This is a genomic window from Pseudomonas sp. St29 (assembly GCF_001547915.1).
Taxonomy (GTDB): domain Bacteria; phylum Pseudomonadota; class Gammaproteobacteria; order Pseudomonadales; family Pseudomonadaceae; genus Aquipseudomonas.
The window spans coordinates 6,284,971-6,306,179 of the sequence record NZ_AP014628.1; the positions used below are offsets into that span (position 1 = coordinate 6,284,971).

Here is a 21,209-nt window from a genome sequence, read left to right on the forward strand (position 1 = left end):
GGGCTATTTCGGAGGTCGTTTTCCCGCCGTCCGCGAGTAGGAAAACCTCCCCAGGCAGCGACGATTTGTCGCAGATCTTATTCTTTGTTGATTGAACGTTCAATCAAAACAAAATAGACTGGCCCACAAGTCGACCGGCGTCATACGCCCGCCGACAGGCCTAAGGAGAGGTATCAGATGCCCAAGGTCGGTATGCAACCCATACGCCGCCAGCAATTGATCGAAGCCACGCTGCAAGCGGTCGATCAGGTCGGAATGGGGGACGCCAGCATTGCGCTGATCGCCCGTTTGGCCGGTGTTTCAAACGGCATCATCAGTCACTACTTTCGGGACAAGAACGGCCTGATCGCAGCGACGATGGGTTACATCATGAGCATGCTCAATGAAGGCGTCAGAGCACGCCGCCAGGCCCTGACGGACGACAGCCCGCGCGCTCACCTGAAAGTGATCATCGAGGGCAACTTCGATGCCAGCCAGGTGAACGGCCCGGCAATGAAAACCTGGTTGGCCTTCTGGGCCTCCAGCATGCACCAGCCCGATTTGCACAGGTTGCAGCGGATCAACGACCACCGCTTGTATTCCAACCTGTGTTGCCAGTTCCGCCGTGCCCTGCCGCTCTACCATGCGCGCAAGGCAGCTCGCGGCCTGGCGGCTTTGATCGACGGTTTGTGGTTGCGTGGTGCCTTGTCGGGTGATGCATTCGATACCGACCAGGCGATACGGATCGCTTACGAATACATGGATCTACAACTGGCTAAGCAGGAGCGCCAGAGCACAAAAGACACGCTCGGCCCCTGACCCGCCACTGATCAACGTGTCCTGAACTTCGGGATACGCCCGGTGGTCAAGCCCACTACTTAATGCACTTGCGAGGACACTATGGCCCGTTTCGGACTGCAAAAACTCTACATCGACGGCGGCTACACCGATGCCGGCAGCGACGCTACCTTCGATGCCATCAACCCGGCCAACGGTGAAGTTCTCGCACAAGTGCAACGTGCGACCTTTGACGACGTGGAACGCGCCGTGGTCAGCGCCGAAAAAGGCCAGAAGATCTGGGCCGCCATGACCGCCATGGAGCGTTCGCGCATCCTGCGTCGTGCCGTGGAAATCCTCCGCGAGCGCAACGACGAACTGGCCGCTCTGGAAACCCTGGACACCGGTAAAGCCTTCTCCGAAACCAAGTACGTGGACATCGTCACCGGCGCCGACGTGCTGGAATACTACGCAGGCCTGGTACCGGCCATCGAAGGCGAGCAGATCCCGCTGCGCACCACATCCTTCGTCTACACCCGCCGCGAGCCGCTGGGTGTGGTCGCCGGCATCGGCGCCTGGAACTACCCGATCCAGATCGCCCTGTGGAAATCCGCGCCAGCCCTGGCCGCCGGCAACGCAATGATCTTCAAGCCCAGCGAAGTCACCTCGCTGACCACCCTGAAACTGGCCGAGATCTACACCGAAGCCGGCGTACCGGCGGGCGTGTTCAACGTCCTGACCGGCAGCGGCCGTGAAGTCGGCACCTGGCTGACCGAGCACCCGCGCATCGAGAAAGTCTCCTTCACCGGCGGCACCGACACCGGCAAGAAGGTCATGGCCAGCGCTTCCAGCTCGTCGCTCAAAGACGTGACCATGGAACTGGGCGGCAAGTCGCCGCTGATCATCTTCGACGACGCCGATCTGGATCGCGCCGCCGACACCGCCATGATGGCCAACTTCTACAGCTCCGGTCAGGTCTGCACCAACGGCACTCGCGTGTTCGTGCCAAGCCACCTGAAAGCCGCTTTCGAAGCCAAGATCGCCGAGCGCGTTGCGCGCATCCGCATCGGCAACCCGGAAGACGAAAACACCAACTTCGGTCCGCTGGTCAGCTTCCAGCACATGGAAAGCGTGCTGGGCTACATCGCCAAGGGCAAGGAAGAAGGTGCCCGCGTACTGTGCGGCGGCGAGCGCCTGACCGACGGCGAATTCGCCAAGGGTGCCTTCGTTGCGCCAACCGTGTTCACCGACTGCACCGACGACATGACCATCGTCCGTGAAGAAATCTTCGGCCCGGTGATGGCGATCCTGACCTACGAAACCGAGGAAGAAGTGATCCGCCGTGCCAACGACACCGACTTCGGCCTGGCCGCCGGTATCGTCACCAAGGATCTGAACCGCGCCCACCGCGTGATTCATCAGCTCGAAGCCGGTATCTGCTGGATCAACGCCTGGGGCGAATCCGACGCCAAGATGCCGGTTGGCGGCTACAAGCAGTCGGGTGTTGGCCGTGAGAACGGCATCAGCTCGCTGAACAACTTCACCCGCATCAAGTCGGTACAGGTCGAGCTGGGCGACTACGCCTCGGTGTTCTAAGCAGCCGCTAGCAGCCAGCTACAAGCGGCAAGCCAGGGCAACAGCCTGGCTTGCCGCCTGCTCCTCATTCAATGCCAAGCCCGCTTCGCTGCCTTTAACTTGCAGCTTGAAGCTTGAGGCTTGCAGCTCTCCACGGAGGCTCCAATGGCCCAAGAATTCGATTACATCATCATCGGTGCCGGCTCGGCCGGTAACACCCTGGCGACCCGTCTGACTGAAGACGAGGGCGTCACCGTCCTGCTGCTGGAAGCCGGCGGCCCGGACTACCGTTTCGACTTCCGGACCCAGATGCCGGCGGCCCTGGCCTTCCCTCTGCAAGGCCGGCGCTACAACTGGGCCTACGAGACCGACCCGGAGCCACACATGGACGGTCGGCGCATGGAGTGCGGTCGCGGCAAGGGCCTGGGCGGCTCGTCGCTGATCAACGGCATGTGCTACATCCGCGGCAACGCCATGGACTACGACGGTTGGGCCAAACTGCCAGGCCTGGAAGACTGGACCTACCTGGACTGCCTGCCGTACTTCCGCAAGGCGGAAACCCGTGACATCGGCCCCAACGACTACCACGGTGGCGAAGGCCCGGTCAGCGTGACCACGCCCAAGGCCGGCAACAACCCGCTGTTCCACGCCATGGTCGAAGCCGGCGTGCAGGCCGGGTACCCGCGTACCGAAGACCTGAACGGCTACCAGCAGGAAGGCTTCGGCCCGATGGACCGTACCGTCACCCCCAAAGGCCGTCGCTCCAGCACTGCCCGTGGCTACCTGGACATCGCCAAGAAACGTTCGACCCTGACCATCGTCACCCACGCCCTGACCGACAAGATCCTCTTCGAGGGCAAGCGCGCCGTGGGCGTGAGCTACCTGCAAGGCAGCACCGAAGAGCGCGTGGAAGCCCGCGCCCGCAAGGAAGTGATCGTCAGCTCCGGCGCCATCGCCTCGCCGCAACTGCTGCAACGCTCCGGCGTCGGCCCGCGGGCCCTGCTGGAAAGCCTGGACATTCCGGTGGTTCACGACCTGCCGGGCGTCGGCGAGAACCTGCAGGACCACCTGGAGCTGTACCTGCAGTACGCCTGCACCCAGCCCGTTTCGCTGTACCCATCGCTGCTGTGGTGGAACCAGCCGGCCATCGGTGCCGAGTGGCTGTTCAACGGCACCGGCATCGGCGCCAGCAACCAGTTCGAAGCCGGCGGTTTCATCCGCACCCGTCCGGAATTCGCCTGGCCGAACATCCAGTACCACTTCCTGCCGGTGGCGATTAACTACAACGGCAGCAACGGCGTGAAAGAGCACGGTTTCCAGGCGCACATGGGCTCCATGCGCTCGCCGAGCCGTGGTCGCGTGCAGCTCAAGTCCAAGGACCCGCGCCAGCACCCGAGCATCCTCTTCAACTACATGGCCACCGAGCAGGACTGGCAGGAATTCCGCGACGGCATCCGCCTGACCCGGGAAATCATGCAGCAGCCGGCCCTGGATGCCTTCCGCGGTCGCGAGATCAGCCCGGGTATCGAAGTGCAAACCGATGAGCAGCTGGACAAGTTCATCCGCGAGCACGCCGAGACCGCGTTCCACCCGTCCTGCTCGTGCAAGATGGGCACCGACGACATGGCGGTAGTCGATGGTCAGGGTCGCGTGCACGGCATGCAGGGCCTGCGCGTGGTGGATGCCTCGATCATGCCGATCATCACCACCGGCAACCTCAACGCGCCGACCATCATGATGGCCGAGAAAATCGCCGACAAGATCCGTGGCCGTCAGCCGCTGCCCCGCAGCAAGGCCGACTACTACGTAGCTGGCGACGCTCCGGTACGTGGCAAGCCGCTGCGCGACGTCACTGCGACCGCCCACTAAGCGACACGGGCGCCGACCGCAAGGGTCGGCGCCCTGCTTCACTTCCCCGCCTCCCCCCAGAACTACATCCTTGATCGCAGCCTCCGGCAGCGGCTACAGTTCTGCAACTTGCACATCCCCTTCGCCCCTGAGCCCATCAGCCTCTACACCTGTAGAAGCCAGCTTGCTGGCGAAACGCGCCAGCCCGCTCGCGCGCCTCACAAGGAGGTCCCCCATGTTCGACTTTCACCCCCAGCTCAAGCAGCGCTTCGCTGCCTTGCGCACGGGCGCAGAATTCTTTTCCCTGCGCTATGTGCGCGAGTCGAACCAGTACCTGTCGGTACGCAAGAACATCGCCGAACCACCGAGCCTGGGCCGTGACGAAGGGGCGATGCTGACCGTGCGGGTACGTGGCGTGGAAGCCTACGCCGCCACCAACGACCTGTCGCAACGTGGCCTGCAGGCAGCCCTCGAGCGGGCCGAGCAACAGGCCCGGGTGATTGCCGCCCACGCCCTGCTGGACCTGCGCGAGCAGCCGGTGTCCAGCCACCGCGGGGACTACCTTTCGCCAAACCTGGAGCAAGCATTTCCGTCCCTCAGCGACTGCTACCAGTTGCTGGGCGACGAGTCGGCCTCGGTGCCCAAGGATGAACGCCTGGTGAACTGGCAAGTGGGCATCGGCGTGACCCAGGTCGAGCAGATCTACCTCAACAGCGCCGGCGCCGAGCTGCGCCAGGCCCAGCGCTTCGTCTACCCGGGCCTGGACGTGACCGCCTACGACGGCAGCGACAGCCAGACCCGCAGCCTGGGCCGGGAAAACTTCGGCCAGCAGGGCGCCGGCGATGTGATCAGCCGCTGCGGCCTGCTGGGGGCCGCGCCCCGAGTGGCCGACCAGGCCCTGCAACTGCTGCTGGCGCCGAACACCCCGCAAGGCCAGCGCGACCTGCTGTTGATGCCGGACCAGATGATGCTGCAGATCCACGAATCCATCGGTCACCCCCTGGAGCTGGACCGCATTCTGGGCGACGAACGCAACTACGCCGGCACCAGCTTCGTCAAACAGGAAGACTTCGGCCGCCTGCAATACGGCTCCTCCCTGCTCAACGTGACCTTCGACCCACAGATCCCCGAGGAACTGGCCAGCTACAGCCATGACGACGACGGCAGCGCCGCCAGCAAACAGTTCCTGATCCGCGAAGGGCTGCTGGTGCGGCCGCTGGGCAGCGCCCTGTCGCAATACCGCAGCGGCCTCGACGGGGTTGCCAACAGCCGCGCCAGCAGCTGGAACCGCGCCCCCATCGACCGCATGGCCAACCTCAACGTCGAGCCCGGCGACCAGCCCCTGGACCGCCTGATCGGCCAGATCGAGCACGGCATCCTGATGTCCACCAACCGTTCCTGGTCCATCGACGATGCGCGCAACAAGTTCCAGTTCGGCTGCGAATGGGGCCAGCTGATCGAGAACGGCGAGCTCAAGGGCGTGGTCAAGAACCCCAACTACCGGGGCATTTCCGCGCAGTTCTGGCGCAACCTCAGCGCGGTGGGCGATCGCAGCACCTTCCAGGTCCTGGGCACGCCCAACTGCGGCAAGGGCGAACCCAACCAGGTGATCCGCGTGGGCCATGCTTCGCCGGCCTGCGTGTTCAGCAAGATTGACGTATTTGGAGGAGATGCCTGATGACCAGGACGATGAATCAGGCCGAGCAGTTCAAGGATCTGGTGCAATGGCTGCGGGAAGCGATCAGGGCGCCGGAGCAGTTCACCCTCAGCTACTCGGCCGAAGCCTCGGAGTTCATCCGCTTCAACCACGCCAAGGTGCGCCAGGCGGGGCAGGTGCAACAGGCCAGCCTGCGTTTCAAGCTGATCGAGGAGGGCCGTCACGCCGACCTGGACATCACCCTGAGCAATGACCCCGAGGTGGATCGCCAGCGCCTGGCCGAAGGCTTGCAACAGCTGCGAGACACCTTGGCGCTGCTGCCGGTGGACCCCTACCTGATGCTCAACCACAGCCAGTGGCAATCCCATCACGTACAGGAACACCCGCTGCCCGGCAGCGAGCAGGTGGTGGCGCAGATCGGCCGCGCGGCGGCGGGCCTTGATCTGGTGGGCATCTACGCCGCCGGCCCCATCAGTCGCGGCTTCGCCAGCTCCGCCGGGGCTTTCGGCTGGCACCAGGCCAATAGCTTCAATTTCGACTTCAGCCTGTTCCACGCCAACGGCGAAGCAGTGAAGGCCAGCTATGCCGGACACGCCTGGGACAGCGACGCCTTTGCCCAGCGCTTCGATCAGGCCCGCCAGCAATTGGAGTTTCTCGGCCGCCCGCTGCGCACCCTGGCGCCCGGGCAATACCGGGCCTACCTGGCACCGGCGGCCCTGGAGGAAATCATGGGCATGCTGGCCTGGGGCGGTTTCTCGGCCCAATCGATTGCCAGCAAGCACAGCCCCTTGCAGAAACTCTATGCCGGCGACGCCGCCCTGAGCCCGCTGATAGCCCTCGACGAACAGGTCAGCGGCTCCCTGAGCCCGGCGTTTTCCGACGAAGGCTATCCGCGCAGCGACCTGTCGCTGATCGCCCGGGGCGCGGCCAATGACCGCTTGATCAACTCCCGCAGCGCCGCCGAATACGGCCTGAGCAGCAACGGCGCCGGCAGCGGCGAATACCCCAGCGCGCTGAACATGGCGGCGGGCCAGCTCGCCCAGCAGGAGATCCTCAAGCAGCTGGGCACCGGCCTGTACATCAGCAATCTGTGGTACTTGAACTACTCGGACCTGCCGGCGGCGCGCCTGACCGGCATGACCCGCTTCGCCACCTTCTGGGTGGAAAACGGCGAGATCCAGGCCCCGGTCAGCACCATGCGTTTCGACGACAGCGTCTATAGCTTGCTGGGTTCACAGCTGGAAGCGCTGACCGAACAGCGGGAGCTGCTGCTTTCGGCCAGTACCTACGGCCAGCGCCAGACCGCCTCGATGCACCTGCCCGGAGCACTGATCAGCCGCCTGACCCTGACCTTGTGAAATCAGCCTCAAGCTGCAAGCCACACGCTTGCAGCTTGAAGCTGGCCACTTAACGCTGCCCTGACTGAGGTCCCATGCCCGAACGCTCGCCGCTCGACGCCACCACCGCCCGCTGGCTGCCCTGGGTGGTGGCCATCGCCTTCTTCATGCAGTCCCTGGACGGCACCATCCTCAACACCGCACTGCCGGCCATGGCCCAGGACCTGGCGGAAGACCCGCTGCGCATGCAGGGGGTGATCATCGCCTACATGCTCACCGTGGCCCTGCTGATCCCGGCCTCGGGCTGGATCGCCGACCGCTTCGGCACCAAGAAGATCTTCTTCGGCGCCATTTTGCTGTTCAGCGTCGGTTCGCTGCTGTGCGCCCTGTCCAACACCCTGAGCCAACTGATCGGCGCCCGGGTGATCCAGGGCCTGGGCGGGGCACTGATGCTGCCGGTGGGCCGGCTGGTGGTGCTGCGGGCCTACCCGCGCTCGGAGCTGGTACGGATCATGGGCTTCATTACCATTCCGGGGCTGTTGGGGCCGTTGATCGGCCCGACCATGGGCGGCTGGATGGTGCAGTACCTGACCTGGCACTGGATCTTCCTGATCAACCTGCCGGTGGGGGCTGTGGGCTGCTACGCGGTATGGCGCTTCATTCCCGACCTGCGGGGCAGCGAACGCACGCGCTTCGACGGCCTGGGCTTTGTGCTGTTCGGCGCGGCGATGGTGCTGATCACCATCGCCATGGAAGGCCTGGGTGAACTGCACCTGCCGCACCTGCGGGTGATGTTGCTGCTGTTTGGCGGCCTGGCCTGTCTGGCGGCCTACTGGCTGCGGGCCGGACATGTCGATAACCCGCTGTTCGCCCCGTCGCTGTTCAAGGTCCGGACCTTTGCCGTGGGCATCCTCGGCAACCTGTTCGCCCGCCTCGGCAGCGGAGCCCTGCCGTTCCTGGTGCCCCTGCTGCTGCAAGTGGCCCTGGGCTACTCGCCATCCCAGGCCGGGATGAGCATGCTGCCCCTGGCGGCCGCGGCCATGGTGGCCAAGTCCATTGCCCGCCCCCTGATCGAGCGCCTGGGCTACCGCATCGTGCTGACCGGCAACACCCTGGCCCTGGGCCTGATGCTGGCGAGCATGGGGCTGGTCAGCGAACAGACGCCCTACCCGCTGCTGCTGGCCATGCTGGCGGTACTGGGAGCGATCAACTCGCTGCAGTTCACGGCCATGAACACCGTGACCCTGATCGACCTCGACGATGCCGCCGCCAGCAGCGGCAACAGCCTGCTGTCGGTGGTGGCGCAACTGTCCCTGAGCCTCGGGGTGGCCTGTGCCGGTGCGCTGCTGGGTGGCTTCACCGCACAAGTGGGCAATGACGGCGTGGACACCGTGCTCGGTGCCTTCCAACTGACGTTCCTCACCGTAGGCATCATGGCGATGCTGGCCGCGGCAATCTTCCTCCAGCTGTCGCCCACCGACGGCCGTCGCGCACGCAAGGTCGAGGAACAGCACATCGAACACTGAACCCACATACCTCTCCCCGTAGGAGCCGGCTTGCCGGCGAAGAGGCCCTTGAGCCTTGCGTCCGCCTTCGCTGGCCAGCCAGCTCCTACCCAGAACCGCCCCTGCGCGGTTGCTCGTCCAGAATTTGCAGGTTGTGGGAGCGGGACTGATACACTGCGCCACATTTTGTTTTGCAGGCCAGTCCCGTGACCACCATCGCCACCGCTTTTAATACTTTGCCCCTGTCTCCCGCCATGCTGGCTAACCTCGACTCCCTCGGTTATGCCCAGATGACGCCGATCCAGGCGCAAAGCTTGCCGGTGATTCTCAAGGGCATGGACCTGATCGCCCAGGCCAAGACCGGCAGCGGCAAGACCGCAGCCTTCGGCATCGGCCTGCTGAACCCGATCAACCCGCGCTACTTCGGCTGCCAGGCCCTGGTGATCTGTCCGACCCGCGAGCTGGCCGACCAGGTGGCCAAGGAAATCCGTCGCCTGGCCCGCGCCGAAGACAACATCAAGGTCCTGACCCTGTGCGGCGGCGTGTCCTTCGGCCCGCAGATCGCCTCCCTGGAACACGGCGCGCACATCATCGTCGGCACCCCGGGGCGCATCCAGCAACACCTGCGCAAGGGTTCGCTGGTGCTCGACGGCCTGAACACGCTGATCCTCGACGAAGCCGACCGCATGCTCGACATGGGGTTCTACGACGCCATCGAAGACATCATCGAGCAGACCCCGTCGCGTCGGCAGACCCTGCTGTTCTCCGCCACGTACCCGGTGGGCATCAAGCAGCTGGCGTCGAAGTTCATGCGTGATCCGCAGACGGTGAAAGCCGAAGCGTTCCACGACGACACGCAGATCGAACAGCGTTTCTACGAGATTTCCCCGGAAGAACGCATGAGCGCAGTGACCAAAGTCCTGCACCACTTCCGCCCCGCTTCCTGCGTCGCCTTCTGCTTCACCAAGCAGCAAGTGCAGGAAACCGTCGATCACCTGACCTCCAAAGGCATTTCCGCCGTCGGCCTGCATGGCGATCTGGAACAGCGTGACCGCGATCAGGTGCTGGCGATGTTCGCCAACCGCAGTACGTCGGTACTGGTCGCCACCGACGTGGCCGCCCGCGGCCTGGACATCGATGCGCTGGACATGGTGATCAACGTCGAGCTGGCCCGCGATTCGGAAATCCACATTCACCGCGTCGGCCGTACCGGTCGCGCTGGCGAAAAAGGCATCGCGGTCAGCCTCGTCGCACCGTCCGAAGCCCATCGCGCGCAAGCCATCGAGCAGTTGCAGAAAACCCCGCTGAACTGGGATCAGGTCGACAACCTCAAGTCCCAGGGCGGCGCCCCGCTGCAGCCACCGATGAGCACCCTGTGCATCGCCGGCGGGCGCAAGGACAAAGTGCGTCCGGGCGATATTCTCGGCGCACTGACTGGCGACGCCGGGATCCCGGGCGCCCAGGTCGGCAAGATTGCGATCTTCGACTTCCAGTCGTATGTGGCGGTTGAACGCAGCGTGGTCATGCAGGCCCTGCAGCGCTTGAACAACGGCAAGATCAAGGGCCGTTCGCTGCGCGTGCGCGTCCTCTAACCCCACCGCCCCTACACAAATTTGTGCGAGGACTCCGTTTTGCGTTCTACCGAAGTCGTGATCATCGGCGCTGGCGCCGCCGGCCTGATGTGCGCCCTGACCGCGGCCGGCCGGGGCCGCCAGGTGCTGTTGCTGGACCACGCCAACAAGGCCGGCAAGAAGATCCTGATGTCCGGCGGTGGCCGCTGCAATTTCACCAACATGTACACCGAGCCCGCCAACTTCCTTTCGCAGAACCCGCATTTCTGCAAATCGGCCCTGGCCCGCTACACCCAGTGGGACTTCATCGGCCTGGTGGCCAAGCACGGCGTGCCCTACCACGAGAAGAAACTCGGCCAGCTGTTCTGCGATAACAAGTCCAGCGACATCCTCGGCATGCTGCTCGACGAATGCGATCAGGTCGGCGTCGAACTGCGCCTGGACACCTCGATCCAGCAGATCGAGAAGCTTGAGTCCGGCTACCTGCTGCAGACCACCCTGGGCGCGGTGCAGTGCCAGTCCCTGGTGATCGCCACCGGCGGCCTGTCGATCCCGACCCTGGGCGCTACCGGTTTTGGCTATCAGGTCGCCAAGCAGTTCGGCCATGAACTGCTGCCGACCCGTGCCGGCCTGGTGCCGTTCACCATCACCGATCAGCTCAAGGAACTGTGCAGCGAGTTGTCGGGCACCTCGGTGGACTGTCTGGTGAGCTGCAACGGGCAGAGCTTTCGCGAGAACATTCTGTTCACTCATCGTGGCCTCAGCGGCCCGGCGATCCTGCAGATTTCGTCCTATTGGCAACCCGGCGACAGTGTCGAGATCAACCTGCTGCCAGACCACGACGCCCTGGGCTGGCTGCAACAGCAGCAGGCCGAGCGCCCCAACAGCGAACTGAAAACCCTGCTGGGGGAGATCTTCACCAAGAAGATGGCCGGCCTGCTGGCCGAGCACTGGTTCGTCTCCAAGCCGATGAAGCAGTACACCCCGGCGGAGCTGGCGGACGTGGCGCAGAAACTCGGCAGCTGGCAGCTGGTGCCGGCGGGCACCGAAGGCTACCGCACCGCCGAAGTGACCCTGGGCGGGGTCGATACCCGCGAGGTGTCGTCCAAGACCATGGAATCGCTGAAGAGCCCGGGGCTGTATTTCATCGGTGAAGTGCTGGACGTCACCGGCCACCTGGGCGGCTTCAACTTCCAGTGGGCCTGGGCCTCGGGCTACGCGGCGGCGCAGTACGTCTGAGCCGCTGTGTGTCCCTGTAGGCGCTGCCGCAGGCTGCGAACGACCCGAAGGGGCGCGGCGATCCAATGTCCGCCGAGGTCCCGCGGACCTGTCGCAGCCTACGGCAGCGGCTACAGGCGCCCGACCGGCAACGGCAACAGAATTTGCCGGCGGATGTGACGACGGCATTGCGCCGTCGTCAATACTGGCTCAATTTAGCTGCATCGCCCCGGAAGGCCTGTCCCACTCCATGTCATCGACCTCTTTTCGTCAGTCTCTACGCCGCCTCTGGGCGCTGGATAAATTCAGCTACAGCGTGCGGGTGTTCATCGCCCTGACCGGCAGCATGGCGCTGTGCTGGTATCAGGATGAAATGGGCCTGCTGATCCCGCTGTTTCTCGGCATCATCGCCAGCGCCCTGGCGGAAACCGACGACAGCTGGCAAGGCCGGCTCAATGCCCTGGCCGTGACCCTGGTGTGCTTCAGCATTGCCGCGCTGTCGGTGGAACTGCTGTTCCCCTACCCCTGGATCTTCGCCATCGCCCTGGCCCTGGCCAGCTTCGGCCTGACCATGCTCGGGGCACTGGGGGAACGTTATGGCGCCATTGCCTCGGCGACCCTGATTCTCTCGGTCTACACCATGATCGGCGTGGACCAGCGCGGCGGCGCGGTGATCGATTTCTGGCACGAGCCGGTGCTGCTGGTGGCCGGCGCCGCCTGGTACGGCCTGCTCTCGGTGCTGTGGCAGGCACTGTTTTCCAACCAGCCGGTGCAGCAGAGCCTGGCCCGGCTGTTTCGCGAGCTGGGCTTCTACCTCAAGCTCAAGTCGTCGCTGTTCGAGCCGATCCGCCAACTGGATGTGGAGGCCCGGCGCCTGGAACTGGCCCAGCAAAACGGCAAGGTGGTGGCGGCCCTCAACGCGGCCAAGGAGATCATCCTGCACCGGGTCGGCAATGGTCGGCCGGGATCGAAGGTCAGTCGCTACCTGAAGCTGTACTTCCTCGCCCAGGACATCCACGAGCGCGCCAGCTCGTCCCACTACCCGTACAACGCCCTGGCCGACGCCTTCTTCCACAGCGACGTGCTGTTCCGCTGCCAGCGCCTGCTGCGCCAGCAGGGCAAGGCCTGCCGCGCCCTGGCCGAATCCATCCAGTTGCGCCAGCCCTTCGTCTACGACGCCAGCTTCGCCGAGGCCCTGAGCGACCTGCATGCCTCCCTGGAACACTTGCGCATCCAAAGCAACCCGGCCTGGCGCGGGCTGTTGCGTTCGCTGCGGGCCCTGGCGGCGAACCTCGGCACCCTCGACCGCCTGCTCAGCGACGCCAGCAACCCCGACGCCCTGGCCGACGCCACCGACAGCAGCCTGCTGGATCGCTCGCCACGCAATCTCAAGGATGTCTGGACCCGCCTGCGCACCCAGCTGACGCCGACTTCGCTGCTGTTCCGCCATGCCCTGCGCCTGCCCCTGGCGTTGAGCATCGGCTATGGCATGGTGCACCTGATCCACCCGTCCCAGGGCTACTGGATCATCCTCACCACGCTGTTCGTCTGCCAGCCCAACTACGGCGCCACCCGGCGCAAGCTGGGCCAGCGGATCGTCGGCACGGCCATCGGCCTGACGCTGGCCTGGGCGCTGTTCGACCTGTTCCCCAGCCCCCTGGTGCAGTCGTTGTTCGCCATCGCCGCCGGGGTGGTGTTCTTCACCAACCGCACCACCCGCTACACCCTGGCCACGGCCGCCATCACCCTGATGGTGCTGTTCTGCTTCAACCAGGTGGGCGACGGTTACGGGCTGTTCCTGCCGCGGCTGTTCGATACCCTGCTGGGCAGCCTGATCGCCGGGCTGGCGGTGTTCCTGTTCCTGCCGGATTGGCAGGGCCGGCGCCTGAACAAGGTGCTGGCCAACACCCTGACCTGCAACAGCATCTACCTGCGCCAGATCATGCAGCAGTACGCCGCCGGCAAGAGCGACGACCTGGCCTACCGCCTGGCCCGGCGCAACGCCCACAACGCCGATGCGGCGCTGTCCACCACCCTGGCCAACATGCTCATGGAACCGGGGCATTTCCGTAAGGAGGCCGACGTGGGCTTCCGCTTCCTGGTGCTGTCCCACACCCTGCTCAGCTACCTGTCGGGCCTGGGCGCACACCGGGAGACCCAACTGCCGGGCGAAGTGCGCGAGCATCTGATCAATGGCGCGGGCGTCAGTCTGGCGGCGAGCATCGATGAAATCGCCCAGGGCCTGGCCAACAAGACCCCGATCGCCATCCAGAGCGATGCCGAGGAAGCGCTGGCCAATGAGCTGGAGCAGATGCCGGATGAGATCGACGAAGGCCAGCGCCTGGTGCAGACCCAGCTGGCATTGATCTGTCGCCAGCTGGGCCCGTTGCGGACCCTGGCGGCGCACCTGATCAAGGCAGCTTAAGAGCAGCGGCAAGCTTCAAGCCACAAGCGGCAAGCACTGCGTGAACGGCTCTAGCCTGCCGCTTGCAGCTTTCCGCTGCCCCTCTTACATGCCGTGCTGACGCAGCAGGCGATCGTAGCTACCGTCGGCTTTCATGGCGGCAATCTCCCGGTCGAACCGGGCCACGATCTGCGCATGCTCGGGATTCTTCAGGCTCACCAGGATATGCAGGCTGTTCTCGCTCAACGGCTTGGGCAGGAACTCCACGGCGTTGCGCACCCGCGGTGACTCGCGGGCCAGGTAGTAACGGGCGACGTATTCATCTTCCAGGGTCAGCTTGACCCGGTCCGCCGCCAGCATGCGCACCGCCATGGCGAAGTTGTGCACCGGGACCTTCTGCAGGTCCGGGTCATTGTCGAACTCCGGGGAATAGGCATAGCCGCGCACCACGGCCACCGGGTACTCGTGCAACTGCTTGAGGTTGTTGTATTCCAGCGGGGCGTCCTTGCGCTTGATGAAGCGCACCCGGTTGATCATGTACTCCGCGGAGAACTGCCCCAACTGGGTGCGCTCCTTGTTGTACCAGGCATTGACCAGCACGTCGTAGCGCCCCTCGCCGATGCCCAGCAGGGCCCGGGCCCAGGGCACCTGTTCGAACTCGCTGGCATAGCCGGCGCGGGACAGGGCGGTACTGACGATGTCGGTGGCCACGCCACCATTGACCAGGGTCGCGTCAGTGAAGGGAGGCCAGGCGTCAGCGACCAGTCGCAACTTCTCCGCAGAAGCGCTGTGGCCCAGCAACAGCAATCCGATCAAGGCTAACGCTCGATGCAATCGCAGCATGCTAATAGATCCTTAGCGGGCACAGAGCCCGGCGCTTTCCAGCCCACACCCAAGGGTGGCGACCCACGCTCGACGGCTCGCCCCAGGTCCTAACATTAGCTCATCAACGCCAATGCACAGGACTTGAAAACAGATTACACAAAGAAGACAAACGGCGGTTAGCGCAGTAATGGCATTTTGACCTAACTCACAGAAACAACTTCACCGCGCCAACCCACGAGACATCCTCGGGCGATGTGCCTAGTATTTCGCGCAGCACTTTCTAGAGGAGTTGGAAATGACCATCGAATGGGTCTGCAAGCATCACACCGATCTGGGCAAGGAGCAGCTGTACGCCATCCTGCAACTGCGTACCGAAGTCTTCGTCGTGGAACAGAAATGCCCCTATCAAGAGGTCGACGGCCGCGACCTGGAGGGCGACACCTGTCACCTGATGGCCTGGGACGGTGACCGGCTGGTGGCTTACCTGCGCCTGCTGGACCCCATCTCCCAGGGCGGTGACGTGGTCATCGGCCGCGTGCTCATCGCTGAACAGGCGCGAGGCCAGGGCCTGGGCCACACCCTGATGGAACAGGGACTGAAGCAGGCCGAACGGCATTGGCCCGACACCCCGATCTACCTCTCGGCCCAGGCTCACTTGCAGGCCTACTACGGCCGCTACGGTTTCGTGGTGGCGGGCGAGGAGTACCTGGAAGACGATATTCCACACATCGGCATGCGCCGGCCCTGAGCCTCAGGGATAGCCCAGCACGGCCTTGATCTGCCGCAGGTTGGGCTCGATCCAGCCCTTGTCGATGGCGCCCCAGTTGTGAATCCGATAGCGCCCGGCGTGATTGCGGGCGCCGTCTTGCTGTTCGAATTCGCAGAGGATATCCAGGTCCGCCAGGGCGGCGATGGTGTCCTGGGCGGTGCGCCGGGGCATGCCGGTGACTTCGGTGAGCGCCGGTACGCTGCTGGCCAGCCCGCTGTCGATCAGATACGCCACATACAGACGGCGGTAGAAACTGCTCTTGGTCTTGCTTACATCCATCGCCCACTCCCTATTGCCATGAATTAATCCGCCGTCCCCGACCTGGCCTGCAGGTCGCGCCAGGTCAGGTAGACCCGCAGGTCGAATTCCAGCTGGTGATAGCCCGGCAGCATGTGCTCGCAGAGCTTGTAGAACGCCTTGTTGTGTTCCGATTCCTTGAAGTGCGCCAACTCGTGCACCACGATCATCCGCAAAAACTCCGGCGCCGCCTCCTTGAACAGCGAGGCAATGCGGATCTCCTTCTTGGCCTTGAGCTTGCCGCCCTGCACCCGGGACACCGTGGTGTGCAGGCCAAGGGCGCGGTGGGTCAGGTCCAGGCGGTTGTCGAACAGCACCTTGTCGATGGCCGGCGCGTTGCGCAGGTACTCCTGCTTCAGCTCCAGGGCGTAGCTGTACAGCGCCTTGTCGCTCTGCACCGAATGCTTGTGCGGATAACGCCCTGTGAGGTACTCCCCGAGGCGATCTTCGACGATCAGTTGACGCACTTGCTGTTGCAGGGCGACGGGATAGGCCTGGAGGTATTTGAGTGCGGTCATGGAGGGGCAGCGCAAGGTACGAAGGACGCCAGTGTAGCGAATTCAGGCCGGCAACGCGCTCCAGTCAAAGGGCTGGGCAAACTGGCTGGCGCTGGCGGCGGTCAGCGGCCGGGCCACCAGGAACCCCTGCACGTATTCGCAGCCGTTGGCCTTGAGCCATTGGTACTGCTCGTGGGTTTCCACGCCTTCGGCGATCACCAGCAAGCCGAACTGCTTGCACAGGTCGATCACGCTGCGGGCGATGGCGGCGTCCCGCGGCGAGGTCAGCAGGCGGGCGATCAGGTGCCGGTCGAGCTTGAGGGTGTCCAGTTGCAGGTCGCGCAGATAGGCCAGGCAACAACTGCCCGAGCCGAAATCGTCCAGGGCCACCCGCACCCCCAGTTGATGCAACTGCTGCAACTGCTTGCGGGTCTCGGCCAGGTTCTGGGTCAGCGCCGCCTCGGTGACCTCCACTTCCAGCTGGCGCGGCTGCAAGCCATGGCGCACCAGCACCTGGCGCAATTCATTGGCCAGATTGGGCATGCCGAACTGGGTGGCGCTGAGACTGACGCCCAGCACCAGATCAGGGCTGAACACCTGCTCCCAGTCCTTGCGCTGGGCCGCCCCCTGTTGATAGATCCAACTGCCCAGGCGACTGATCAGCCGCGCCTCTTCCAGCAGCGGCAGGAACAGCCCCGGCGGCACATCGCCAACACTCGGGTGACGCCAGCGCAGCAAGGCCTCGAAGCCGCGCAAACGGCCATCGGCAATGGCCACCTGAGGCTGATACACCAGGGTGAATTCCTTGCGCTCCACGGCGCTGCGCACGCTTTCCTCGAGCATCAGCCGGGAACGTGCTCGGCCATTCATCTCGTGATCGTAGTAGCGGTACTGCTGGCGCCCCGCACGCTTGGCTTCGTACATGGCGATGTCCGCCGCCCGCAGCAGGCCGTCCAGGTTGGAGCCGCAGTCGGGATAGATGGCGATGCCGATGCTGGCGCCCAGCACCACCTCCAGGCCGTCGATCTGCTGGCTGATGGACAGGCGCTCGATCAGCTTCTCGGCGACTTTCGCCGCCTGCTCGGGGAAGCTCAGTTCCAGCAGGGCAGTGAACTCGTCACCGCCCATGCGCCCGAGGATGTCGAAGGAATGCAGGCACTCCTTCAACTGCTCGGACACCCAGCGCAGCACCCGGTCGCCGGCATCGTGCCCCAGGGAGTCGTTGACCCGCTTGAAGCCGTCAAGATCCAGGTAGAGCAGGACCAGGGTCTTGCCCGGACGATCACTGCGCAACAGGATGTTTTCCACCGTCTGGTAGAAACCGCGGCGGTTGAGCAGCCCCGTGAGCGGGTCGGTGACCGCCTGATACTCCAGTTGCTGGTGCAGGTGGCGCACTTCGGACATGTCCAGCAGGGTCACCACCATGGCCTTCTGCTCGCTGGGCAAGGGCGCACAGGACAGCGCCACGCTGAGCTGCTGGCCAGGCACGGTACGCAGCAGAGCATCATGCAGGCGGTAGGTCTGCCCGCGTCGATAGCAGGCCAGGAGCTCGGATTCGCTCCAATCGGGAACATGGGGCTTTTGCAGGTAGTCGAGGAACAGCGAGCCCTCCAGCTCTTTCACCTGGGCATTGAGCAAGCGCGAAACCGCCGGATTGGCGTAGCGCACCAGTCCGCCCTCGTCCACCACCAGGATGCCTTCGGCTGCGTTGTCCAGCACCGAGGCGTTGAACGCCCGCGCCACTTCCAGATCGTGACTGAGCTGCTGCAGGGCCCGACGATTGCGCTGGTGCTCCAGCAGCGCCTGGACCTTGGGCTTAAGGATCTGCGGGTCGAACGGCTTGAACAGGTAATCCACCGCACCGCTGGCATAGCCCTTGATCACGGCATCCTGGGACTGTTCGTTGGCGGTGAGGAAGATGATCGGAGTCAAACGCGTGCGCTGGCTGCCGCGCATCAGGCGGGCCACTTCGAAACCATCCATGCCGGGCATCTGCACATCCAGCAGGACCAGATCCACTTCATGCTCGAGCAGCAGGCCCAGGGCCTCAAGACCGGAGGCCGCGGTCATCACCCGCCAGTCCTGGCGCTGCAACAGTGCCCGCATGCTCAGGAGGTTTTCAGGATAGTCATCAACGATCAGAAGAGTGGAGTCGCCTTCGAAGGCCTCCGGTTGCACGCATTCCATGCTGCTTCTCTTGTCTGTAGTAAGACTGAACGGGTGAGAAAACCTGACAAATCTGTGGACCACTCTAGACCCGGATCCTGAAAAGCAGAAGCTGCCACCCGGCCATCACTTCACCAATGGCCCCGGCACCCGACTAACGGTCACAGTTATGCCTTATGAAACCCGGGGAGGATGGCATTTCGACATTTTGCTGACGTCATTTATCCGCCATACGGGCATTCCAGGCAGCCGGTTCTGCGCTATAAAGACGCCCCAAGAAGCGCAGGCTAAAGCCTTCGGCGACCTGCACCAGACCCTCCCCCCTTGCGGAATCTCCAGCATGATCGACCTGGCAACCTGGAACCTCAGCGTTCCCGTCGGCAACCCTCCGGCGACCATCGACACCCCGACACTGGTCAAAGGATTCAAGGACCGGTACTTCCACGCCGATAGCGGCACTCTGTTCTTCTGGTCACCGGTCACCGGCTCGAAAACCGAGAACGCCATCTATCCGCGCACCGAGCTGCGCGAGACCTATGCCGACGGCACTTTGCGCAACTGGACCTATCCCGAAGCCGACAACCTGCTGTACGCCACCTTGGCGGTGAACCAGGTGCCATCGTCGGGCAAGATCGTCGTGGGTCAGATTCACGCCTACAACAGCACCAAGCCCCTGGTCAAAGTGGAGTACCAGTACAAGACCAGCAAAGGTAGCGGCAATATCGTGGCCAAGGTGCGCATGCGCCCGGACGACGAAGAGGGCCGGGTCATTACCCTGGCCGAAAACGTGCCCATGAATCGCGACTTTTCCTACTTGATCCACCTGAGCCCAGGCGGCGCCCTGGGGCTCAGTGCTGCCGGCCAGCAATGGGGTGGGCAATTGAGCACCAAGTGGCGCGACAAGCCGCTGTATTTCAAGGCCGGGGTCTACGTCCAGGACAACAGCGGCTACACCAGCGAAGGCGGCAAGGTGACCTTCTCCAAGCTGGATATCGACCACAACAAAATCTAGCTGCCGGCGCAGGCAGCCTTGAGCCCCGCGCATGCCCAGTGGCTCTCTTCGCTGCCTGCCGAGGCAGAAACGCCAGGCATAAAAAAGCCCGCATCGCTGCGGGCTTTCCGGATGACGCTAGGGCTTAGTTGACCTTGGCGTTCAACTCACCCTTGAGGTAACGCTGGAACATCGCTTCCAGGGAGATCGGCTTGATCTTCGAAGCGTTGCCGGCGGTGCCGAAGGCTTCGTAACGGGCAATGCACACGTCGCGCATGGCGGTCACGGTGGCACCGAAGAACTTGCGCGGGTCGAACTCGCTCGGGTTGGTGGCCATCAGACGACGCATGGCACCGGTGGACGCCAGGCGCAGGTCGGTGTCGATGTTGACCTTGCGCACGCCGTACTTGATGCCTTCGACGATTTCCTCAACCGGTACGCCGTAGGTTTCTTTGATGTCGCCGCCGTACTGGTTGATGATCGCCAGCCACTCTTGCGGAACCGAAGACGAACCGTGCATCACCAGGTGGGTGTTGGGGATGCGCTTGTGGATTTCCTTGATGCGATCGATGGCCAGCACGTCGCCGGTAGGCGGCTTGGTGAACTTGTAGGCACCGTGGCTGGTGCCGATGGCGATGGCCAGGGCGTCGACCTGGGTCTTCTTGACGAAGTCCGCGGCTTCTTCCGGGTCGGTCAGCATCTGGCTGTGATCCAGCACGCCTTCGGCGCCGATGCCGTCTTCTTCACCGGCCATGCCGGTTTCCAGGGAGCCCAGGCAGCCCAGCTCGCCTTCTACCGACACGCCGCAGGCGTGGGCCATGGCCACGGTCTGCTGGGTGACGCGCACGTTGTACTCGTAGTCGGTGGGGGTCTTGCCGTCTTCGCCGAGGGAGCCGTCCATCATCACCGAGGAAAAGCCCAGCTGGATGGAACGCTGGCAGACGTCAGGACTGGTGCCGTGGTCCTGGTGCATGCACACCGGGATATGGGGGAATTCTTCGATGGCGGCCAGGATCAGGTGGCGCAGGAACGGCGCGCCGGCGTATTTGCGGGCGCCGGCCGAAGCCTGGACGATCACCGGAGAGTCAGTCTTGTCAGCGGCTTCCATGATGGCGCGCATCTGCTCAAGGTTGTTGACGTTGAAGGCTGGAACGCCGTAGCCGAATTCGGCTGCGTGGTCCAGCATCTGGCGCATGCTGATGAGTGCCATTGTGTGTGTCTCTCCCGGTCGAGGGTCGTTAATCGTGCAAGCCTGCCGTAGCGGCGACTGCTGTTCAAGTGATTGCAGATCGGGGGTCGGCCCGCTCTGTTGTATCCGTTAAAACCAAATCTCTACAGCCTTGTCGGAGCCGGCTGGCCGGCGAATGGGACGCTGGGCCTTGCACAGGTCCGGAGGCCGCTTTCGCTGGCAAGCCAGCCTCTACATGGCCTTGCAGCCGCGGCCGATCAGGTCGTTGGTGGCAACCCAGTAGACCAGGCCCTCCTCGCCCTTGACGTGAAACGCCAGCATGTCGTCGCTGTACAGCGAGCCCGAACCACTGGGCTCAAGCTTCAGGCGCCGAACCTGGTCGTCGCCCCCCAGGCGCACGTCGACCGCCTTGCGGCTGTCGTCGGTGTAGCGCCACAGCACCTGGGCCTGGCTGTCGCAGGTCCAGGTCGTCCAGTTGTCGGTAGCCGGCGACTTGAGCAGGTTAAGGTTGGCGCAACCGGCCAAGGCACCCAGCATCGCCACGGCGATCAAAGCTTTCATCAATGTTCCTCGGCCGGCAGCCCAGGGGCCCCAGCGCATTGCG

17 protein-coding genes are annotated in these 21,209 nt (G+C 64.0%); 11 read left to right on the forward strand and 6 right to left on the reverse strand.

Annotated elements, in window-relative coordinates:
- The first annotated feature begins 177 nt into the window (after window positions 1-177).
- The 9 genes from betI to yccS all read left to right on the forward strand — a co-directional run bounded on the left by betI (window position 178) and on the right by yccS (window position 13,892).
- The gene (gene betI, locus PST29_RS28060) at window positions 178-798 is read left to right on the forward strand and encodes a transcriptional regulator BetI (RefSeq protein ID WP_060841475.1); all 621 of its coding nucleotides are present in this window, start codon (window positions 178-180) and stop codon (window positions 796-798) included.
- An 81-nt stretch (window positions 799-879) separates the two neighbouring features.
- Window positions 880-2,352 (forward strand): betaine-aldehyde dehydrogenase, encoded by a 1,473-nt coding sequence (gene betB, locus PST29_RS28065; RefSeq protein ID WP_060841476.1) that lies wholly within the window; start codon window positions 880-882, stop codon window positions 2,350-2,352.
- A gap of 144 nt (window positions 2,353-2,496) precedes the next feature.
- The gene (gene betA / locus PST29_RS28070) at window positions 2,497-4,200 is read left to right on the forward strand and encodes a choline dehydrogenase (RefSeq protein ID WP_060844844.1); all 1,704 of its coding nucleotides are present in this window, start codon (window positions 2,497-2,499) and stop codon (window positions 4,198-4,200) included.
- 214 nt (window positions 4,201-4,414) lie between these two features.
- The gene (locus tag PST29_RS28075; protein ID WP_060844845.1) at window positions 4,415-5,857 is read left to right on the forward strand and encodes a TldD/PmbA family protein; all 1,443 of its coding nucleotides are present in this window, start codon (window positions 4,415-4,417) and stop codon (window positions 5,855-5,857) included.
- Complete coding sequence (locus PST29_RS28080; protein ID WP_060841479.1) at window positions 5,857-7,194, forward strand: TldD/PmbA family protein; 1,338 nt, start codon at window positions 5,857-5,859, stop codon at window positions 7,192-7,194. Before PST29_RS28075 ends, PST29_RS28080 begins: the two co-directional genes overlap by 1 nt.
- Window positions 7,195-7,268: 74 nt before the next feature.
- Entirely contained in the window at window positions 7,269-8,699 is a 1,431-nt protein-coding gene (gene mdtD / locus PST29_RS28085) for a multidrug transporter subunit MdtD (RefSeq protein WP_060841480.1), read from the forward strand.
- 233 nt (window positions 8,700-8,932) lie between these two features.
- Window positions 8,933-10,270, forward strand: a complete 1,338-nt coding sequence (gene dbpA / locus PST29_RS28090) for an ATP-dependent RNA helicase DbpA (protein WP_232513275.1) — start codon at window positions 8,933-8,935, stop codon at window positions 10,268-10,270.
- Between the two features lie 39 nt (window positions 10,271-10,309).
- Window positions 10,310-11,488: an NAD(P)/FAD-dependent oxidoreductase gene (locus tag PST29_RS28095; protein WP_060844846.1), complete on the forward strand. Its 1,179-nt coding sequence runs from the start codon at window positions 10,310-10,312 to the stop codon at window positions 11,486-11,488.
- 229 nt (window positions 11,489-11,717) lie between these two features.
- Entirely contained in the window at window positions 11,718-13,892 is a 2,175-nt protein-coding gene (yccS, locus tag PST29_RS28100; protein WP_060841482.1) for a YccS family putative transporter, read from the forward strand.
- A gap of 84 nt (window positions 13,893-13,976) precedes the next feature.
- On the opposite strand, the gene PST29_RS28105 is transcribed toward yccS, so the two are convergent.
- Window positions 13,977-14,714, reverse strand: coding sequence for a substrate-binding periplasmic protein (locus PST29_RS28105; protein WP_060841483.1), 738 nt, complete (start codon window positions 14,712-14,714; stop codon window positions 13,977-13,979).
- A gap of 277 nt (window positions 14,715-14,991) precedes the next feature.
- Between PST29_RS28105 and PST29_RS28110 the strand changes: the two genes are divergently transcribed.
- On the forward strand, window positions 14,992-15,444 hold the full coding sequence (locus tag PST29_RS28110; RefSeq protein ID WP_060841484.1) for a GNAT family N-acetyltransferase: 453 nt from the start codon (window positions 14,992-14,994) through the stop codon (window positions 15,442-15,444).
- A gap of 3 nt (window positions 15,445-15,447) precedes the next feature.
- Here the strand turns inward: PST29_RS28110 and PST29_RS28115 are convergent, their stop codons facing one another.
- From PST29_RS28115 to PST29_RS28125, 3 genes are read right to left on the reverse strand one after another with little or no spacing between them, the layout of a single operon-like run.
- A complete protein-coding gene (locus tag PST29_RS28115; protein ID WP_011063952.1) occupies window positions 15,448-15,744 on the reverse strand; it encodes a winged helix-turn-helix domain-containing protein in 297 nt (98 codons plus the stop codon).
- Between the two features lie 23 nt (window positions 15,745-15,767).
- Entirely contained in the window at window positions 15,768-16,280 is a 513-nt protein-coding gene (locus PST29_RS28120; RefSeq protein ID WP_060844847.1) for a M48 metallopeptidase family protein, read from the reverse strand.
- Between the two features lie 42 nt (window positions 16,281-16,322).
- A complete protein-coding gene (locus PST29_RS28125) occupies window positions 16,323-18,446 on the reverse strand; it encodes a putative bifunctional diguanylate cyclase/phosphodiesterase (RefSeq protein WP_060841486.1) in 2,124 nt (707 codons plus the stop codon).
- Window positions 18,447-18,765: 319 nt separating this feature from the next.
- On the opposite strand from PST29_RS28125, the gene PST29_RS28130 reads away from it, so the two are divergent.
- On the forward strand, window positions 18,766-19,437 hold the full coding sequence (locus PST29_RS28130) for a polysaccharide lyase family 7 protein (RefSeq protein ID WP_060844848.1): 672 nt from the start codon (window positions 18,766-18,768) through the stop codon (window positions 19,435-19,437).
- A gap of 124 nt (window positions 19,438-19,561) precedes the next feature.
- Here PST29_RS28130 and fba read toward each other — a convergent pair whose 3' ends face one another.
- Window positions 19,562-20,626 (reverse strand): class II fructose-bisphosphate aldolase, encoded by a 1,065-nt coding sequence (gene fba, locus PST29_RS28135; RefSeq protein WP_003229012.1) that lies wholly within the window; start codon window positions 20,624-20,626, stop codon window positions 19,562-19,564.
- A gap of 210 nt (window positions 20,627-20,836) precedes the next feature.
- Window positions 20,837-21,166: an MliC family protein gene (locus PST29_RS28140; protein WP_060844849.1), complete on the reverse strand. Its 330-nt coding sequence runs from the start codon at window positions 21,164-21,166 to the stop codon at window positions 20,837-20,839.
- Window positions 21,167-21,209: the final 43 nt, after the last annotated feature.

Coding starts and splice junctions, on each gene's coding strand:
- betI (WP_060841475.1), top strand. CDS start 178: ATGCCCAAGGTCGGTATGCAACCCATACGCCGCCAGCAATTGATCGAA.
- betB (WP_060841476.1), top strand. CDS start 880: ATGGCCCGTTTCGGACTGCAAAAACTCTACATCGACGGCGGCTACACC.
- betA (WP_060844844.1), top strand. CDS start 2,497: ATGGCCCAAGAATTCGATTACATCATCATCGGTGCCGGCTCGGCCGGT.
- PST29_RS28075 (WP_060844845.1), top strand. CDS start 4,415: ATGTTCGACTTTCACCCCCAGCTCAAGCAGCGCTTCGCTGCCTTGCGC.
- PST29_RS28080 (WP_060841479.1), top strand. CDS start 5,857: ATGACCAGGACGATGAATCAGGCCGAGCAGTTCAAGGATCTGGTGCAA.
- mdtD (WP_060841480.1), top strand. CDS start 7,269: ATGCCCGAACGCTCGCCGCTCGACGCCACCACCGCCCGCTGGCTGCCC.
- dbpA (WP_232513275.1), top strand. CDS start 8,933: ATGCTGGCTAACCTCGACTCCCTCGGTTATGCCCAGATGACGCCGATC.
- yccS (WP_060841482.1), top strand. CDS start 11,718: ATGTCATCGACCTCTTTTCGTCAGTCTCTACGCCGCCTCTGGGCGCTG.
- PST29_RS28105 (WP_060841483.1), bottom strand. CDS start 14,714: ATGCTGCGATTGCATCGAGCGTTAGCCTTGATCGGATTGCTGTTGCTG.
- PST29_RS28110 (WP_060841484.1), top strand. CDS start 14,992: ATGACCATCGAATGGGTCTGCAAGCATCACACCGATCTGGGCAAGGAG.
- PST29_RS28115 (WP_011063952.1), bottom strand. CDS start 15,744: ATGGATGTAAGCAAGACCAAGAGCAGTTTCTACCGCCGTCTGTATGTG.
- PST29_RS28120 (WP_060844847.1), bottom strand. CDS start 16,280: ATGACCGCACTCAAATACCTCCAGGCCTATCCCGTCGCCCTGCAACAG.
- PST29_RS28125 (WP_060841486.1), bottom strand. CDS start 18,446: ATGGAATGCGTGCAACCGGAGGCCTTCGAAGGCGACTCCACTCTTCTG.
- PST29_RS28130 (WP_060844848.1), top strand. CDS start 18,766: ATGATCGACCTGGCAACCTGGAACCTCAGCGTTCCCGTCGGCAACCCT.
- fba (WP_003229012.1), bottom strand. CDS start 20,626: ATGGCACTCATCAGCATGCGCCAGATGCTGGACCACGCAGCCGAATTC.
- PST29_RS28140 (WP_060844849.1), bottom strand. CDS start 21,166: ATGAAAGCTTTGATCGCCGTGGCGATGCTGGGTGCCTTGGCCGGTTGC.